18 protein-coding genes are annotated in these 17,885 nt (G+C 58.5%); 17 read left to right on the forward strand and 1 reads right to left on the reverse strand.

All coding sequences use genetic code 11. From position 1 onward, the window contains the following. The first annotated feature begins 43 nt into the window (after positions 1 to 43). Complete coding sequence (locus tag HMPREF3042_RS00890; protein ID WP_005509745.1) at positions 44 to 4,015, forward strand: DNA-directed RNA polymerase subunit beta'; 3,972 nt, start codon at positions 44 to 46, stop codon at positions 4,013 to 4,015. Positions 4,016 to 4,315: 300 nt separating this feature from the next. Here HMPREF3042_RS00890 and HMPREF3042_RS00895 read toward each other — a convergent pair whose 3' ends face one another. Continuing rightward, positions 4,316 to 4,963 carry an SDR family oxidoreductase gene (locus tag HMPREF3042_RS00895; RefSeq protein WP_070855817.1) on the reverse strand — a complete coding sequence of 216 codons (648 nt, stop codon included), beginning with the start codon at positions 4,961 to 4,963 and terminating at the stop codon, positions 4,316 to 4,318. Between the two features lie 541 nt (positions 4,964 to 5,504). On the opposite strand from HMPREF3042_RS00895, the gene rpsL reads away from it, so the two are divergent. The 16 genes from rpsL (at position 5,505) to mgtE (ending at position 17,850) form a co-directional block, all read left to right on the forward strand. Continuing rightward, entirely contained in the window at positions 5,505 to 5,876 is a 372-nt protein-coding gene (rpsL, locus tag HMPREF3042_RS00900; RefSeq protein ID WP_005509887.1) for a 30S ribosomal protein S12, read from the forward strand. 3 nt (positions 5,877 to 5,879) lie between these two features. Continuing rightward, entirely contained in the window at positions 5,880 to 6,350 is a 471-nt protein-coding gene (gene rpsG, locus HMPREF3042_RS00905) for a 30S ribosomal protein S7 (RefSeq protein WP_016422052.1), read from the forward strand. 299 nt (positions 6,351 to 6,649) lie between these two features. After that, positions 6,650 to 8,782, forward strand: coding sequence for an elongation factor G (gene fusA, locus HMPREF3042_RS00910; RefSeq protein ID WP_038627639.1), 2,133 nt, complete (start codon positions 6,650 to 6,652; stop codon positions 8,780 to 8,782). Positions 8,783 to 9,286: 504 nt separating this feature from the next. Further along, positions 9,287 to 10,477, forward strand: coding sequence for an elongation factor Tu (gene tuf, locus HMPREF3042_RS00915; protein ID WP_005509995.1), 1,191 nt, complete (start codon positions 9,287 to 9,289; stop codon positions 10,475 to 10,477). Between the two features lie 670 nt (positions 10,478 to 11,147). After that, a complete protein-coding gene (rpsJ, locus tag HMPREF3042_RS00920) occupies positions 11,148 to 11,453 on the forward strand; it encodes a 30S ribosomal protein S10 (RefSeq protein ID WP_003938093.1) in 306 nt (101 codons plus the stop codon). Positions 11,454 to 11,484: 31 nt separating this feature from the next. Beyond that, the gene (gene rplC, locus HMPREF3042_RS00925; RefSeq protein ID WP_070767579.1) at positions 11,485 to 12,141 is read left to right on the forward strand and encodes a 50S ribosomal protein L3; all 657 of its coding nucleotides are present in this window, start codon (positions 11,485 to 11,487) and stop codon (positions 12,139 to 12,141) included. Then, entirely contained in the window at positions 12,138 to 12,785 is a 648-nt protein-coding gene (rplD, locus tag HMPREF3042_RS00930) for a 50S ribosomal protein L4 (protein WP_038627645.1), read from the forward strand. The genes rplC and rplD overlap by 4 nt, the downstream gene beginning before the upstream one ends. Next, positions 12,785 to 13,090 carry a 50S ribosomal protein L23 gene (gene rplW / locus HMPREF3042_RS00935; protein ID WP_005509869.1) on the forward strand — a complete coding sequence of 102 codons (306 nt, stop codon included), beginning with the start codon at positions 12,785 to 12,787 and terminating at the stop codon, positions 13,088 to 13,090. Before rplD ends, rplW begins: the two co-directional genes overlap by 1 nt. 37 nt (positions 13,091 to 13,127) lie before the next feature. Continuing rightward, the gene (gene rplB / locus HMPREF3042_RS00940; protein ID WP_005509800.1) at positions 13,128 to 13,970 is read left to right on the forward strand and encodes a 50S ribosomal protein L2; all 843 of its coding nucleotides are present in this window, start codon (positions 13,128 to 13,130) and stop codon (positions 13,968 to 13,970) included. A 14-nt stretch (positions 13,971 to 13,984) separates the two neighbouring features. Then, a complete protein-coding gene (gene rpsS, locus HMPREF3042_RS00945) occupies positions 13,985 to 14,263 on the forward strand; it encodes a 30S ribosomal protein S19 (RefSeq protein ID WP_005509882.1) in 279 nt (92 codons plus the stop codon). Between the two features lie 3 nt (positions 14,264 to 14,266). Further along, positions 14,267 to 14,629 carry a 50S ribosomal protein L22 gene (gene rplV / locus HMPREF3042_RS00950; protein WP_005509775.1) on the forward strand — a complete coding sequence of 121 codons (363 nt, stop codon included), beginning with the start codon at positions 14,267 to 14,269 and terminating at the stop codon, positions 14,627 to 14,629. Beyond that, entirely contained in the window at positions 14,629 to 15,369 is a 741-nt protein-coding gene (rpsC, locus tag HMPREF3042_RS00955) for a 30S ribosomal protein S3 (RefSeq protein WP_005509954.1), read from the forward strand. The genes rplV and rpsC overlap by 1 nt, the downstream gene beginning before the upstream one ends. 3 nt (positions 15,370 to 15,372) lie before the next feature. Beyond that, on the forward strand, positions 15,373 to 15,789 hold the full coding sequence (gene rplP / locus HMPREF3042_RS00960) for a 50S ribosomal protein L16 (protein ID WP_049170015.1): 417 nt from the start codon (positions 15,373 to 15,375) through the stop codon (positions 15,787 to 15,789). Further along, the gene (gene rpmC, locus HMPREF3042_RS00965) at positions 15,789 to 16,025 is read left to right on the forward strand and encodes a 50S ribosomal protein L29 (RefSeq protein ID WP_005509851.1); all 237 of its coding nucleotides are present in this window, start codon (positions 15,789 to 15,791) and stop codon (positions 16,023 to 16,025) included. The genes rplP and rpmC overlap by 1 nt, the downstream gene beginning before the upstream one ends. Further along, on the forward strand, positions 16,022 to 16,300 hold the full coding sequence (gene rpsQ / locus HMPREF3042_RS00970) for a 30S ribosomal protein S17 (protein WP_048760623.1): 279 nt from the start codon (positions 16,022 to 16,024) through the stop codon (positions 16,298 to 16,300). Before rpmC ends, rpsQ begins: the two co-directional genes overlap by 4 nt. A gap of 200 nt (positions 16,301 to 16,500) precedes the next feature. Then, the gene (gene mgtE / locus HMPREF3042_RS00975; protein WP_070855818.1) at positions 16,501 to 17,850 is read left to right on the forward strand and encodes a magnesium transporter; all 1,350 of its coding nucleotides are present in this window, start codon (positions 16,501 to 16,503) and stop codon (positions 17,848 to 17,850) included. Positions 17,851 to 17,885 lie beyond the last annotated feature (35 nt).

A 17,885-nucleotide genomic window follows, 5' to 3' on the forward strand; every position in this document is an offset into this window, starting at 1 on the left:
TTGGTTTCCGCATTACTTCGATGCGGAGGGAAAGGGAAAACAGGTGCTCGACGTCAACAACTTTGACGAGCTCCGGATTGGGCTCGCTACCGCCGACGACATCCGCCGCTGGTCTCGCGGTGAGGTCAAGAAGCCCGAGACGATTAACTACCGTACGCTGAAGCCGGAAAAGGATGGTCTTTTCTGTGAGCGTATCTTCGGCCCGACCCGTGACTGGGAGTGTGCTTGTGGTAAGTACAAGCGCGTTCGCTTCAAGGGCATCATCTGTGAACGCTGTGGCGTTGAGGTGACCAAGTCGAAGGTTCGCCGTGAGCGCATGGGCCACATTGAGCTGGCCGCTCCGGTCACTCACATCTGGTACTTCAAGGGTGTGCCGTCCCGCCTCGGCTACCTGCTCGACCTGGCTCCGAAGGATCTGGAAAAGATCATCTACTTCGCTGCCAACATCATCACCTCCGTGGATGAAGAGGCTCGCCACAACGACCAGGAAACCCTCGAAGCAGACATGCTCGTGGACAAGAAGCTGGTTGAGGACGATCGCGACCAGGAGCTGGCCGAGCGCGCCCAGACCCTGGAAGAGGATCTGGCTGAACTCGAGGCAGCGGGTGCCAAGGCTGATGCCCGTAAGAAGGTTCAGTCTGCAGCCGAGCGCGAGATGCGCCACATCCGTGAGCGCGCCCAGCGCGAGCTGGATCGTCTCGACGAGATTTGGAACACCTTCATCAAGCTCGAGCCGAAGCAGATGATTATCGACGAGGGCATTTACACCGAGCTCGTCGACCGCTACGAGGATTACTTCACCGGTGGTATGGGTGCTGAGGCTATTCAGACCCTGATCCGCAACTTCGACCTGGCCAAGGAGGCCGAGGAGCTGCGCGAGATCATTCGCGACGGCAAGGGACAGAAGAAGATGCGCGCCCTCAAGCGTCTGAAGGTTGTCACTGCATTCCTGCAGTCCGGCAACGACCCGGCCGCTATGGTGCTCGACTGCATCCCGGTGATTCCGCCGGAGCTGCGCCCGATGGTGCAGCTCGACGGTGGCCGCTTTGCGACCTCGGACTTGAACGACCTCTACCGTCGTGTCATCAACCGCAACAACCGCCTGAAGCGCATGATTGACCTCGGCGCTCCGGAGATCATCGTCAACAACGAAAAGCGCATGCTTCAGGAATCCGTTGACGCACTGTTCGACAACGGACGTCGTGGCCGCCCGGTCACTGGTCCGGGTAACCGCCCGCTGAAGTCCCTGAGCGACCTGCTCAAGGGTAAGCAGGGTCGTTTCCGTCAGAACCTACTGGGTAAGCGTGTTGACTACTCCGGCCGTTCGGTTATTATCGTCGGCCCGCAGCTGAAGCTGCACCAGTGTGGTCTGCCGAAGCTGATGGCTCTTGAGCTGTTCAAGCCGTTCGTTATGAAGGAGCTCGTGGCCAAGAGCTACGCGCAGAACATCAAGAGCGCGAAGCGCATGGTTGAGCGTCAGCGCCCAGAGGTGTGGGACGTCCTCGAAGATGTCATTACCGGACACCCGGTCCTGCTGAACCGTGCACCTACGCTGCACCGCCTGGGTATTCAGGCGTTCGAGCCGGTCCTGGTTGAGGGTAAGGCAATTCAGCTGCACCCACTGGCATGTGAGGCTTTCAACGCCGACTTCGACGGTGACCAGATGGCAGTTCACCTGCCGCTGTCCGCTGAAGCACAGGCCGAGGCTCGCGTCCTGATGCTGTCCTCGAACAACATTCTGTCGCCGGCTTCCGGTAAGCCGCTGGCTATGCCGCGTCTGGATATGGTCACTGGCCTGTACTTCCTGACACTGGAGAAGCCGGAGCTGCCGGGTGGCCACCAGGATGCCACCGAGGACGCACCGGAGCAGGGTATTTACACCAGCCCGGCCGAGGCCATCATGGCTTACGACCGCGGTGCAATTGGCCTGCAGAGCCCAATTAAGGTTCGCATCAGCCACCTGCGTCCGCCGGCCGAGATTGAGTCCGAGCAGTTTCCAGATGGTTGGAACAAGGGCGATACCTGGCTGGCTTCCACCACGCTGGGCCGCGTTATGTTCAACGACCTGCTGCCGTGGAACTACCCATACGTCGAAGGCGTTATGGCTAAGAAGCCGCAGGCTGCGATCATCAACGACTTGGCTGCCAAGTACCCGATGATTACGGTCGCTCAGACCGTCGACAAGCTCAAGGATGCTGGTTTCTACTGGGCTACCCGTTCTGGTGTCACCATTGCTATGTCTGACGTGCTGGTTCTCCCGAACAAGCGTGAGATCCTGAACGGCTACGAAGAGAAGGCCGCCACGGTGGAGAAGAAGTTCCGCCGCGGTAAGCTCTCGGCTGCTGAGCGTCACGAGTCGCTGGTTAACCTGTGGAAGGCCGCGACGGCTGAGGTCGGTGAAAAGGTCGAGGCTCTGTACCCGGATGACAACCCGATTCCGATGATCGTGAAGTCGGGTGCTGCCGGTAACATGGGCCAGATTCACTCGCTGGCCGGCATGAAGGGCATGGTTACGAACCCGCGTGGTGAATACATCACCCGCCCGATTAAGACCTCCTTCCGCGAAGGCCTGTCGGTTCTCGAGTACTTCAACAACTCGCACGGTTCCCGTAAGGGTCTGGCCGATACCGCGCTTCGTACCGCTGACTCGGGTTACCTGACCCGTCGTCTGGTCGACGTTGCGCAGGACGTCATCGTTCGCGAAGAGGACTGTGGCACCCACGACGGTGTCGTTGTCGAGATTGGCGAGGATGTTCTGGACGCAACCGGCAATCCGACCGGTGAGATTCGTCGTGCGAAGTACGTCGAAACCGCTGCAATCGCTCGTGTGCTGGCAGCCGATGTCACCGACGCTGAGGGCAATGTCCTTATCGAGGCTGACACCGACCTGAACGACGACCACATCACCCTGGCTCTCAGCCACGGTGTCAAGGAAGTCAAGGTCCGCTCGGTTCTGACCTGTTCCACCGCAACCGGTGTCTGTGCCAAGTGCTACGGTCGTTCGATGGCAACCGGCAAGCTGGTCGACATCGGAGAGGCTGTCGGTATTGTCGCTGCGCAGTCCATTGGTGAGCCGGGTACCCAGCTGACCATGCGTACGTTCCACCAGGGTGGTGTCGGTGGCGACATTACCGGTGGTCTGCCGCGTGTCCAGGAGCTGTTCGAGGCCCGAGTGCCGAAGAACAAGGCTCCACTGGTTCGCGAAAACGGTCGCGTGCGCCTGGAGGAGGACGAGCACTTCTACACGCTCACCCTCATCCCGGATGCCAACAGCGAGGACGAGGTCGTCTACGACAAGCTGTCCAAGCGTCAGGGTCTGGCTGAAATCACCGTCGATGGCCGTCGTCGCGCCATCCGCGATGGTGACCATGTGGTTAAGGGGCAGCAGCTGCTCAAGGGCGCTGCCGATCCGCACGAGGTCCTCGAGGTCCTAGGTCGCCGCGGTGTCCAGCGTCACCTCATTGAGGAAGTCCAGTCGGTCTACCGTGACCAGGGTGTGGCCATTCACGACAAGCACATCGAGGTTATTGTCAGCCAGATGCTGCGCCGCGTGATTGTGTCCAAGCCGGGTGACTCCGACCTGCTGCCAGGCGCATTGGTCGAGCGCTCCACGGTCATGGCTAAGAACCGTGAGATTGTTGCCTCCGGCGGCAGCGTCATCGAGGGCCGTCGCGTGCTGATGGGTATTACCAAGGCATCGCTGGCCACCGAGTCCTGGCTGTCCGCGGCCTCCTTCCAGGAGACGACGCGCGTGCTTACCGACGCCGCTATCAACAAGCGCTCGGATAAGCTCATCGGCCTGAAGGAGAACGTGATCATCGGTAAGCTAATCCCGGCTGGTACGGGTATTTCGCGCTACCGCAACATCACTGTTGAGCCGACTGAGGAAGCTGCCCGCCAGGCAGCCGCACCATTTGCCTCCTTCGGTGAGGGCTTCTACGGTGCCGAGGACACCTACGGCATTGACCAGGTCGGTTCCGCAGTTCCGCTGGATGACATCGGAACCTTCGAGTAAAAATCAATAGCTTTGCGGCCGCGGCTGGGGAGCGGGAGAATTCCCCGGCCGCTGTCGGACAAAGCACCTCGCTTGGCAGTTGGGGCTGTGCGCTAACTGTTAGGTGGCAACCGGAAAAATCCTCCGGCACAGTTGTGGCTTACTAGCAGCTTGCTAGTTCGTCACGGTCGTGCCGGAGGATTTTTCTTTGTCGAGGCAACTCAACTGGAAAACTCAGCTGGAGATTGAAGAAAAGCGATAGGAACAGGGGCAGGGGCAGGGGAGGGAGGGGCTAGGGGGTCTGTCCCCGGCTTCCTCCCTCTACTCCTTGAGGGCCTCTGCAATCGGGGTGTTGCCCTCGTTGAAGTTAATCATGCGACCAACGGTAGCCTCGTTGAACACGGTCTGCGATATGACATTGGCAACGGTCGCACGAGCGACCTCGCCTGCCTTGTCCGCCGTGGTGTCGATGGAATCCTGGCCCTTGTCGAGCGTCAGCGCACTCGGGCCGAGAATGGTCCACTCAAGGTTTGAAGCGCGCAGCGCTTCGTCGGCTGCAGCCTTGGACTCGGCATAGGCAAAGAAGCTGTGATCCTCTGGAACGCCATGGTCGTGCCCCGCACCAAAGTAGGAGACCATGACGTAGCGCTTAACGCCAGCCTGCTCGGCCGCGGCAATCGAAGTAATAGCTGCGTCGCGGTCGATCGCGTAAGTCCGTTCTGGTGAACCTCCACCAGCGCCGGCGGACCAAATCACGGCATCATGCCCGCTGAGAAGGTCCGCAAACTGCTCTGTCGAGAGACTGGTGATGTCGTAAACGGCTGGTGTGGCCCCGAGAGCCTCGATATCCGGGACCTGGTCGGGGTTGCGAATAACAGAGGTGACCTCGCAGCCATCGTCGATAAGTAGGGGAGTAGCGATTTGGGCCACCTTGCCGTGACCGCCAATGACAATGACCTTCTTAGACATGTCCCCACCTATACGCCGACACTGGGGTGTAGGCAATGAATCAGCATCCGCCCGCAGTGAACATGACGACTTAGTTTCTCCAGTACTGGCGCAAGACACTAAAGTGAGCAAACCGAGCGAGCGGCAGAATTGACCGGGTTATCGCTTCAAACCGGCATAGTATCGTCAGCGTCTTTTGGGGCGAGGCGCGCCGTGCTTAACACTCAAAAATTTGATCACCAACCCCACAAGCGCTCAAAGTACTTGAAATTTATAGGCCATTACCAGGGTGTTTGGACTAAATCCGCAGCTCGCGTACTGTTATACAACGATCCCAGAAAAGAATTGGGAACTTGAGACATTACCCAGTAGGCCAGCGAGAGCGGCTGACTGGGTTTCGCACGTTCAAAATCCCTCCATTTCTTGCGTTCAACCGATGGGCTCACCACTGGATGAGTAATAACTTTTCTTGTGATGCATTCACACGGAAGGTGGTTACTCCGCTGCGGTTGGCATCGGGCGTGAGAATGTCCAGCGAGGATTGAAAACAGAAAGAGGCTTCATGCCCACTATTCAGCAGCTGGTCCGCAAGGGCCGCCATGACAAGAAGGCTAAGGTTGCAACCGCAGCTCTGAAGGGTTCCCCTCAGCGCCGCGGCGTTTGCACCCGTGTTTACACCACCACGCCGAAGAAGCCGAACTCGGCTCTTCGTAAGGTCGCTCGTGTTCGCCTGACCTCCGGTATCGAGGTTTCGGCTTACATTCCGGGTGAGGGCCACAACCTGCAGGAGCACTCCATGGTGCTCGTTCGCGGTGGCCGTGTTAAGGACCTCCCGGGTGTCCGCTACAAGATCGTCCGTGGTTCCCTCGACACCCAGGGTGTCAAGGACCGCAAGCAGGCTCGTTCCCGCTACGGCGCAAAGAAGGAGAAGTAAGCCATGCCACGTAAGGGCCCAGTACAGAAGCGTCCTGTCGTCAACGACCCGGTCTACGGCTCCCCTCTGGTGTCGCAGCTGGTCAACAAGGTTCTGATCGACGGTAAGAAGTCGACTGCAGAGCGCATCGTCTACGGTGCACTTGAGCTGTGCGAAGAGAAGACCGGTACTGACCCGGTGCTGACTCTGAAGCGCGCAATCGAGAACGTCAAGCCGGCTCTTGAGGTTCGTTCCCGCCGTGTTGGTGGCGCCACCTACCAGGTTCCGGTCGAGGTTCGTCCGGGCCGTGGCACCACGCTGGCACTGCGCTGGCTGCTGATGTTCTCCCGTCAGCGCCGTGAGAACACCATGACCGAGCGTCTCGCTAACGAGATCCTCGATGCATCCAACGGCCTGGGTGCATCCGTCAAGCGTCGTGAGGACACTCACAAGATGGCGGAAGCAAACCGCGCATTCGCTCACTACCGCTGGTAATCGCTTATCGACGGAGGCCGCGAATGGTCACCGTCGTAAAGCAGCTGCCGGTATGTCAACGGCGCGCGTCGGTCGCGGTCCACGGATCTTTAAGGGTCACTCAAATAGGGCCAGCCCGGCGCTTACACCCGATGTCTTGCGTAGAATTTACGCAAAAGGTGTACGTCACGGCGCGACTTCGCGCCAAGACGGTGGCATTATAGATAAAGCAAACCCGACCGACGGCGGATTTGACGGCCAATTGCAATCCCGTAATTGAGCCTCACCGCCAAACCGATTTGAAACGAGTGGGGAATCAAGTGGCTGAAGGTGCACTTCCCGTTAAGAAGGACCTCCACAAGGTCCGCAACATCGGCATCATGGCGCACATCGATGCTGGTAAGACGACTACGACCGAGCGCATCCTGTACTACACGGGTATTAACCGCAAGGTCGGCGAGACTCACGATGGTGCGTCCACAACCGACTGGATGGAGCAGGAGAAGGAGCGCGGTATTACCATTACCTCCGCTGCTGTGACCTGTTTCTGGAACGACAACCAGATCAACATCATCGATACCCCGGGTCACGTCGACTTCACCGTTGAGGTCGAGCGTTCCTTGCGTGTGCTCGACGGTGCCGTCGCAGTCTTCGACGGTAAGGAAGGTGTCGAGCCGCAGTCTGAGCAGGTTTGGCGTCAGGCTCAGAAGTACGATGTCCCACGTATTTGCTTCGTCAACAAGATGGACAAGCTGGGCGCTGACTTCTACTACACCGTTGGCACCATCGTTGACCGCCTGGGCGCTAAGCCGTTGGTTATGCAGCTGCCGATTGGCGCTGAGGATGACTTCGACGGCGTTGTTGACCTGCTGGAGATGAAGGCCCTCATGTGGCCGGGCAAGGTCGAGATTGGCACTCCTGCGCAGGTCGAGGAGATTCCGGCTGACCTGGTCGACAAGGCTAACGAGTACCGTGAGAAGCTCATTGAGACCGTCGCTGAGTCCGACGAGGAGCTCATGGAAAAGTACTTCGGTGGCGAAGAGCTGACCATGGACGAGATTAAGGGCGCCATCCGCAAGATGGTTCTGAACTCTGAGGTCTACCCGGTCTACTGTGGTACCGCTTACAAGAACAAGGGTGTTGAGCCGCTGCTCGACGCTGTCATTGACTTCCTGCCGAATCCGCTGGACATCGGTGAGGTGCACGGCCACCAGATGGGCGACGAGGACGTCGATATGGTTCGTAAGCCGTCTAAGGATGAGCCGTTCTCTGCTCTTGCATTCAAGATCGCTGCTCACCCGTTCTTCGGTAAGCTGACCTTCGTCCGCGTTTACTCCGGTCGCGTGGAGCCGGGCCAGCAGGTCCTGAACTCCACCAAGGACAAGAAGGAGCGCGTCGGTAAGCTGTTCCAGATGCACGCCAACAAGGAGAACCCTGTTGACGAGGCAGTGGCAGGTAACATCTACGCCTTCATTGGTCTGAAGGACACCACCACTGGTGACACCCTGTGTGCACAGGATGCTCCAATCGTTCTGGAGTCCATGTCCTTCCCGGATCCGGTTATCTCCGTTGCTATTGAGCCGAAGTCCAAGGCTGACCAGGAGAAGCTGAGTACCGCTATTCAGCGTCTTGCTGAAGAGGACCCGACCTTCACCGTTCGCCTGGATGAGGAAACCGGCCAGACCGTTATCGGCGGTATGGGCGAGCTCCACCTTGACGTCCTGGTTGACCGCATGAAGCGCGAGTTCAAGGTCGAAGCAAACATCGGTAACCCGCAGGTTGCTTACCGCGAGACCATCCGCAAGCCGGTCGAGAAGTTCGAGTACACCCACAAGAAGCAGACCGGTGGTTCGGGTCAGTTCGCCCGCGTCATCATTGCTCTGGAGCCTTACGCTCCGTCTACTGACGAGGTTGAAGAGGGTGAGTCCACCACTTACAAGTTCGTCAACGAGGTGACCGGTGGTCGTGTTCCGAAGGAATACATTCCGTCTGTCGACGCTGGTATTCAGGACGCAATGCAGTACGGTACCCTGGCTGGCTACCCGCTGGTGAACATCCAGGCAACCCTGCTCGACGGTGCTTACCACGAGGTTGACTCCTCTGAAATGGCCTTCAAGATTGCTGGTCAGCAGGCTCTGAAGGAAGCTGTCCAGAAGGCTAAGCCGGTCCTGCTCGAGCCGATGATGGCCGTTGAGGTCATTACTCCGGAAGAGTACATGGGTGAGGTCATCGGTGACATCAACTCCCGTCGTGGTCAGGTTAACTCCATGGAGGACCGTACGGGCGTCAAGGCTGTTAAGGCTCTGGTTCCGCTGTCCGAGATGTTTGGCTACGTTGGTGACCTGCGTTCCAAGACCCAGGGTCGCGCTAACTACACCATGATCTTCGACTCCTACGCTGAGGTTCCTTCCTCCGTGGCCGAGGAGATCATTGCAGCGCGCACCGGCGCTTAAATTGCATCGGCAGGGTGGGGCGCTCTATCAGGGCTGACCCCATCTCTGTGCGCACTGCGCTGTCACTCTTTTTAGACGGTGCAGTGCGAGGGTCTGCAGCTTTTTAGTAGATTCCCTTAAGATTTGACTGTGCTGAGATGTCGCCAGACTCTTGGCTCGTGTTAGCACAGACAAGCTCTAGGGGGTAGCTGCTCGCAATTCATATCGTTGGTCGATGTTAAATCGCTGCTCAAATATCTAGCATTTATGCTGGTAAATAACGATGTGAGTTGCTGGCCGTTACCCACCCTTAACTAGGGGGTTGGTCTGGTTTGGAAAACTCCAGTATCCTGCCCTAGTATCGAGTAACTGGCACAGTGAAAGAATAGTGCTCTTTTGCGCGCGCACGTTCCGAAGTCGTAAGCGAACAGTTTGAAGGCTTCTGATGTTGTGAAGGCGGATAGAGTGACCACAAAATTGTGGCTGCGAGAGTCGTGGCCACCTAGACCTCCAGGAGGACTAAAAGTGGCAAAGGCGAAGTTCGAGCGTACGAAGCCGCACGTCAACATCGGTACCATTGGTCACGTTGACCACGGTAAGACCACCACTACCGCCGCTATCACCAAGGTTCTGGCTGACAAGTTCCCGGACCTGAACGAGTCGTTCGCTTACGATGCCATCGATAAGGCACCGGAAGAGAAGGAACGTGGCATTACCATCAACGTTTCCCACGTTGAGTACCAGACGGAGAAGCGCCACTACGCTCACGTCGATGCCCCGGGCCACGCCGACTACATCAAGAACATGATCACCGGTGCTGCTCAGATGGACGGCGCAATCCTGGTTGTTGCTGCTACTGACGGCCCGATGCCGCAGACCCGCGAGCACGTTCTGCTGGCTCGCCAGGTTGGCGTTCCGTACATCCTCGTTGCACTGAACAAGTGCGACATGGTCGACGACGAAGAGATTATCGAGCTCGTCGAGATGGAGGTCCGCGAGCTGCTGGCTGAGCAGGACTACGACGAGGAAGCTCCGATCGTTCACATCTCCGCTCTGAAGGCTCTTGAGGGCGAAGAGAAGTGGGTCAACTCCATCCTCGAGCTGATGGAAGCCTGCGACGAGAACATCCCGGATCCGGTTCGCGAGACCGACAAGCCGTTCCTGATGCCGATTGAGGACATCTTCACCATTACCGGTCGCGGCACCGTTGCTACCGGTCGTGTTGAGCGCGGCGTTCTGAACGTCAACGACGAGGTGGAGATTCTGGGCATCAAGGAGAAGTCCCAGAAGACCACCGTTACCGGTATCGAGATGTTCCGCAAGCTGCTGGATTCCGCTGAGGCTGGCGACAACTGTGGTCTGCTGCTCCGCGGTACCAAGCGTGAGGACATCGAGCGCGGTCAAATCGTTGCTAAGCCGGGCGCTTACACCCCGCACACCGAGTTCGAGGGTTCCGTCTACATCCTGTCCAAGGATGAGGGCGGCCGTCACACCCCGTTCTTCAACAACTACCGTCCGCAGTTCTACTTCCGCACCACCGACGTCACCGGCGTCGTTTCCCTGCCGGAAGGTGTCGAGATGGTCATGCCGGGCGACAACGTTGACATGTCTGTCAAGCTGATCCAGCCGGTCGCAATGGACGAGGGCCTGCGCTTCGCTATCCGCGAGGGTGGCCGCACCGTCGGCGCTGGCCGCGTTACCAAGATCATTAAGTAAGTCTTCTCCCCAATTGGGAAATGCTTTAACTAGGTCTTAGAAGAATCCCGACTCCGCGTAAGCGGAAGTCGGGATTCTTTGTATCTGTACATAGCCGACATTAGACGGGATGGGGCCGGCGCAATAGCCGTCGTTAAGCAGACTGTTCCGTAATGAGTGTGATGTACGTTGCACTTTGGAATCGCGATTTTACATTTGCAGTGCGGACGTGCTTTAATACGGGGGTTGCTTTAACAAAGGCGTTCGCGCCAATTGTCGTATCAGGCCCAGCTGGGAACCAGTACGAAATTGGACTTAGCGCCTATGGTAAGGCGAGCATGACCACGTAGGGAAGTTTCTTCCCAATCGTGCCTCACGGAGAAAACGGGCGACACGCCCGACCGCGGGGGTCGGAGGTGGCATGGCAAATTAACAGCGGCAGTAGGCAAAATGAAGAGCCCCACGAGGGGGACTTGTTTTCCACTGGGATTTGAGTGCAAGGCGTTATTCGTCCGCTCGGGTCATGGCCAAAAGTTAATTTGCCATGACGATCGAAGACGAAATCGCTTTGAAGTAATGCACAACCCAGTTTTAATTTCTGGCGCTGGCCATAGTTGCTGACGGCGTCGAGAAACATTGACAGGGTCGACGCCCCTTTAATTGGGGCGCGCCGACCGAGGAGAGGACAAGCGTGGCCGGACAGAAGATCCGCATCAGGCTCAAGGCCTACGACCACGAGGCTATCGACGCTTCTGCGCGAAAGATCGTGGAGACCGTTACCCGTACGGGTGCACGCGTCGTTGGCCCGGTGCCGTTGCCAACCGAAAAGAACGTTTACTGCGTTATCCGTTCGCCGCACAAGTACAAGGACTCGCGCGAGCACTTCGAGATGCGCACTCACAAGCGTCTGATCGACATTCTCGATCCAACGCCGAAGACCGTCGATGCACTTATGCGCATTGACCTTCCGGCAAGTGTCGATGTGAACATTCAGTGATCCTGGACTTTTGGTAGCGGAGACAAGATAAATGAGTGAAAACGAGATCAAGGGCATCCTGGGCACGAAGCTCGGTATGACTCAGATCTTCGACGAGGAAAACCGCGTTGTTCCGGTTACCGTCGTTGAGGCTGGGCCGTGCGTAGTGACTCAGGTGCGCACTAAGGAAACCGACGGCTACGACGCCGTCCAGATTGCATACGGCGAAATTGACCCGCGTAAGGTCAACAAGCCGGAATCCGGCCACTTCAAGAAGGCCGGTGTGACCCCGCGTCGCCACAGCGTCGAGATTCGCACCCCGGACGCTTCCTCTTACGAGGTCGGCCAGTCCGTTGGTGTCGACATCTTCGGCGAAATTGAGTACGTCGACGTCACTGGTACCTCCAAGGGCCACGGCTTCGCCGGTGGTATGAAGCGCCACGGCTTTGCTGGCCAGGGTGCAGCTCACGGTAACCAGGCTGCTCACCGTCGTGTTGGTGGCATTGGCGCCTGCGCCACGCCAGGACGCGTCTTCAAGGGCAAGCGCATGGCAGGCCGCATGGGTAACGACCGGGTCACAACCCAGAACCTGAAGATCCAGAAGGTTGACGCTGACGCGAACCTGCTGCTCATCAAGGGCGCAGTTCCGGGTGCACGCGGCGGCCTGCTGGTTGTTAAGACTGCCACGAAGGGTGGTGCTCACGCATGACCAACCTCAAGCTAGACGTACACACCGCTGAAGGCGGCGTGAACGGTTCGGTTGAGCTTCCTGCTTCCGTGTTCGACGCGGAGGTGTCCATCGCCCTGATGCACCAGGTTGTTGTCGCACAGCGTGCAGCAGCTCGCCAGGGCACCCACAAGGTCAAGACCCGCGGTGAGGTTCGCGGCGGTGGCCGCAAGCCGTGGCGCCAGAAGGGTACCGGTCGCGCTCGTCAGGGTTCGATTCGTGCTCCGCACTGGACCGGCGGTGGCATTGTCCACGGCCCGGTGCCGCGCGACTACAGCCAGCGTACCCCGAAGAAGATGATTGCAGCTGCTCTGCGCGGCGCACTCTCTGACCGTGCTCGCCACGACCGCATCCACGTTGTCGAGGAACTGGTCCCAGGCCAGACCCCGTCCACCAAGGCAGCTCGTACTTTCGTCGAGCGTCTGACTGAGCGCAACAACGTGCTCGTCGTTCTGCCACGCGAGGACGTCAACTCGTGGAAGTCGGTTCGTAACCTGCCAGGTGTCCACATCCTGTCTGAGGATCAGCTGAACACCTACGACGTTCTGAAGGCCGATGACGTCATCTTCGCCGTTCAGGCACTCAATGACTTCATCACTCGCACCGCCGGTAAGGAGGAGAAGTAATGGCTACCATCGCAGATCCCCGCGACATCATTGTTGCACCGGTAGTGTCTGAGAAGTCCTACGGACTTATGGAGCAGGGCGTTTACACGTTCCTGGTTCACACCGACGCTAACAAGACCCAGATCAAGATCGCGGTCCAGGAGATTTTCGGTGCCAAGGTCGCTTCCGTCAACACCCTCAACCGTGAGGGCAAGCGCAAGCGTTCCCGCACCGGCTACGGCAAGCGCAAGAACACCAAGCGCGCCTACGTGACTCTCGCGGCCGGCAGCGATCCCATCGACATCTTCGGCGGTTCGGCAGCCTAGCCGCTAGCCGACGAGGAAGTTAAGGAAGAGCAAAAGTATGGCTATTCGTAAGTACAAGCCGACTACGCCGGGTCGCCGCCAGAGCTCCGTCTCCGAGTTCAGCGAGGTTACTCGCTCGACTCCTGAGAAGTCTCTGCTGCGCCCGCTGTCGAAGACTGGTGGCCGTAACGTACACGGTCACATCACCACTCGCCACAAGGGTGGCGGACACAAGCGCCAGTACCGTGTCATCGACTTCCGTCGTAATGACAAGGACGGCATTCCGGCAAAGGTCGCTCACATCGAGTACGACCCGAACCGTACCGCCAACATCGCACTGCTGCACTACGCAGACGGTGAGAAGCGCTACATCATCGCTCCGAAGAACCTGAAGCAGGGTGCCATCGTTGAGTCCGGCGCTAACGCCGACATCAAGGTTGGTAACAACCTGCCGCTGCGTAACATCCCGACCGGTTCCACCATTCACTGCGTGGAGCTCAAGCCGGGTGCCGGTGCACAGCTGGCACGTTCTGCTGGTGCTTCTATTCAGCTTCTCGGTAAGGAAGGCAAGTACGCAGTTCTGCGTATGCCGTCCTCTGAGATCCGTCGCGTCGACGCTCGTTGCCGTGCAACCGTCGGTGAGGTCGGAAACCAGGATCAGATCAACATTCGTTGGGGCAAGGCCGGCCGTATGCGCTGGAAGGGCTGGCGCCCGACTGTCCGCGGTGTTGTCATGAACCCGGTTGACCACCCGCACGGTGGTGGTGAGGGTAAGACCTCTGGTGGTCGCCACCCGGTTTCCCCGTGGGGCCAGAAGGAAGGCCGCACCCGTAAGCCGAACCGCCCGAGCGACCAGCTGATCGTTCGTCGCCGTCGTACCAACAAGAATAAGAAGCGCTAAGGAGGGAACTGAGAATGCCACGCAGCCTTAAGAAGGGCCCGTTCGTCGATGAGCACCTCCTCGCGAAGGTCGATGCACAGAACGAGAAGGGCACCAAGCAGGTCATCAAGACCTGGTCTCGCCGCTCCACGATTCTCCCCGATTTCATCGGCCACACCTTCGCCGTTCACGACGGTCGCAAGCACGTGCCGGTGTTCGTGGATGACTCTATGGTCGGCCACAAGTTGGGCGAATTCGCCCCGACCAAGACCTTCAAGGGTCACGTCAAGGATGACAAGAAGGGACGTCGATAAGCCATGAGCAACGACATTACTTCTGCACGCGCAACTGCGCGCTTCGTCCGCGTTACTCCGATGAAGGCACGTCGCGTCCTGGACACCGTTCGCGGTAAGTCCGTCGACGAGGCACTTAACATCCTGGAGTACGCCCCGCAGGGTGCTGCCGATCCAGTTGCCAAGGTTGTTGCGTCTGCAGCTGCAAACGCTGAGAACAACTTCGGCCTGGACCGTCGTACTCTGGTCATCTCCGAGGCTTACGCCAACGAGGGACCGACCATGAAGCGCTTCCGCCCGCGTGCGCAGGGCCGTGCTTTCCACGTCCGCAAGCGCACCAGCCACATCACCGTGGTCGTCGAGAGCCAGAAGGAAGGTGACCGATAGTGGGACAGAAGATCCATCCACACGGTCTTCGCCTCGGTATTTCCAGCGACTGGAAGTCCCGCTGGTACGCCGACAAGCAGTACGCTGACTACCTGGCCGAGGACATCAAGATCCGCGATCTGCTGTCCACCGGTCTTGAGCGCGCCGGCATCTCCGATGTCGTTATCGAGCGCACCCGTGACCGCGTGCGTGTGGACATCCACACCGCACGCCCGGGCATCGTTATCGGTCGTCGTGGCTCCGAGGCTGATCGCATCCGCGGCCAGCTCGAGAAGCTCACCGGCAAGCAGGTTCAGCTGAACATCCTCGAGGTCAAGAACATTGACGCGGATGCGAAGCTGGTTGCTCAGTCCATCGCTGAGCAGCTCGCCAACCGTGTCGCTTTCCGTCGTGCAATGCGCAAGGCTATCCAGTCTGCAATGCGTCAGCCGCACGTCAAGGGCATCAAGGTTGTCTGCTCCGGTCGTCTCGGTGGTGCCGAGATGGGCCGCACCGAGCGCTACCACGAGGGTCGCGTTCCGCTGCACACCCTGCGTGCGGAGATCGACTACGGCACCCACGAGGCTCACACCACCTTCGGCCGCATTGGCGTCAAGGTGTGGATCTACAAGGGTGACGTGATCGGTGGCCGTCGCGAGTCCGAGATCAACGCCGGCAACGCCCGCCAGCGTCGCGGCAACGACCGCCCGCGTCGCGGTGGCAAGCGTCGTCAGCGTGCATCTGAGAAGAAGGAGGGCTAATTCATGCTCATCCCGAAGCGCGTTAAGTTCCGTCGCCAGCACCGCCCGACCCGTTCTGGTATGTCCAAGGGCGGCAACAAGGTGACTTTCGGTGAATACGGTCTCCAGGCTCTCGAGCCGGCCTACATCACCAACCGTCAGATTGAGGCAGCGCGTATTGCCATCAACCGCCACGTCAAGCGTGGTGGTAAGGTCTGGATTCAGATTTTCCCGGACCGTCCGCTGACCCAGAAGCCGCTGGGTGTTCGTATGGGTTCCGGTAAGGGCCCAGTCGAGAAGTGGATTGCAAACGTCAAGCCGGGTCGCATCATGTTCGAGATGTCCTACCCGGACGAGGCAGTTGCCGTCGAGGCACTGAAGCGCGCAGGCGCTAAGCTGCCGATTAAGACCCGAATCGTTCGGAAGGAGGATCAGTACTGATGTCGAACGGCATTCCCGCCCACGAGCTTCGCTCGCTGGATAACGATGACCTGGTTGCCAAGCTCAAGGAGTCTAAGGAGGAGCTGTTCAACCTCCGTTTCCAGAGCGCTACCGGTCAGCTGACCAACAACCGCCGTCTCCGCACTGTCCGCAAGGATATTGCTCGCATTTACACCGTTATGCGTGAGCGCGAGCTCGGCCTGTCTGCTGCACCAACCGATGGTGATGCAGCATGAGTGAGGAAAACATGAACACCACCGAGGCTGGCGCACGTAAGGTGCGCACCGGTTACGTCGTGTCCGACAAGATGCAGAAGACCATCGTTGTCGAGCTCGAGGACCGCAAGCAGCACGCCCTGTACGGCAAGATCATGCGCACGAACTCCAAGGTCAAGGCGCACGACGAGAACGAAGAGGCTGGCGTGGGCGACCGCGTCCGCATCGAAGAGTGCCGTCCGCTCTCCAAGGACAAGCACTACCGCCTGCTCGAGATCGTCGAGAAGGCTAAGTAAGACCCGATAGCTGAGCAATCAGCTAGGGCTTTACGACGAGAACCCCGCCGCGGGAAACACGCAAGTGTTTTCTGTGGCGGGGGTTTTGTTTTTGGCAAGCCATGTTTCTTCGTGTTTCTATTCCCCTCAGTGCAAGTTTGCTGGGTTTGTATCTCTGATAGCATTGGCGAGGATTTATGCTGTGTGAGGGGAGAAGTTCGGTGACTACTGACGTGACCAGGATTGATGATCGAGACCTGGAGTCCGCACTTCGCTCACACGACGTGGCGACATTGTCGCGGCTTTTAGCTGATATTGAGCCCAAGGCTGCCGCTCGAAAGATGCGCCGCCTCAGCCATGAGGAACGTGCGCTGTTCTACCGCACACTGCCGAAAGACACGGCGGTTGAAACCTTCGATGAGCTGGACTCGGCTCTACAGGCGCACCTGATTGAGAGCCTCCGTGATCCTGAAGTCACCGCAGTTTTCGCAGAGATGGAACCGGACGATCGAGCAGAACTGCTCGACGAGCTGCCTGCGTCTGTCGCTGCAAAACTGCTGGCCGATCTACCGGATGATGAGCGAGAGCTGACCAACATCGTCCTCGGTTACCCCGATGGTTCCATTGGACGTCGAATGAGCCCGGAGCTGGTGTCGCTTCACGACGATATGACGGTGGGGGAGGCTCTGGAGACCGTCTACAAGCATCTGGATGATGCCGAATCCATCTACACCCTGCCGGTGTCGAACCGGAATCGCCGCCTGGTGGGCGTGGTCAGCCTTCGTGATTTGATGCGCGCCAGCAGTGATATCCATGTTGCGGCGATTTTGCGGAAGGCAGACTACGCAGAGGCCACCGAGTCTGAAGAGAAGGTGGCTCGCATGTGCGCTGATCGTAAGCGCCTAGCTCTGCCGATTGTCGACAGCGAGCAGCGTGTTATCGGTCTGCTCACGGTGGACGACGCACTCCGGATTCTGGAGGAGGCAGACTCCGAGGACCAAGCTCGTATTTCCGGTTCTGAGCCTCTGCGCTTGCCGTACCTTGCTACGCCAATCTTTGAGATTGTTCGCTCTCGTGTGGTCTGGTTGCTCGTGCTGGCAATCGGTGCGACATTGACTGTGCAAGTCCTGGAAACCTTCGAAGAGACGCTGTCTCAGATGGTGGTTCTTTCGGTGTTCGTGCCGCTGCTGATTGGTACAGGTGGCAATACCGGTAACCAGGCTGCAACTACGATTACGCGTGCGTTGGCGCTGGGGGATGTCCAACCCCGCGATATATTCAAAGTCATTCTCCGAGAGGTGAGGGTCGGCGCGTTCCTCGGTCTATTGCTTGGCACTCTCGGCCTGCTGCTAGCTGGCTTGGTTTACGGTTGGGACATCGGCCTAGTGATTGGCCTTACGCTGCTGGGTATTTGTACTCTCGCGGCAACCGTCGGTGGCATTATGCCGCTGATTGGTAAGAAGTTTGGCATTGACCCAGCAGTCTTCGCTAACCCGTTCATTACGACGCTTGTCGACGCCTCCGGTCTGATCATCTACTTCCTGATTGCTAAGTCGGTACTGGGGATTTAGACCCCACGGTGCGCAGCTGCACCGATACATAAAAA

Origin of the sequence: Corynebacterium sp. HMSC074C05 (genome assembly GCF_001838325.1) — a bacterium.
Classification (GTDB): Bacteria; Actinomycetota; Actinomycetes; order Mycobacteriales; family Mycobacteriaceae; genus Corynebacterium; species Corynebacterium amycolatum.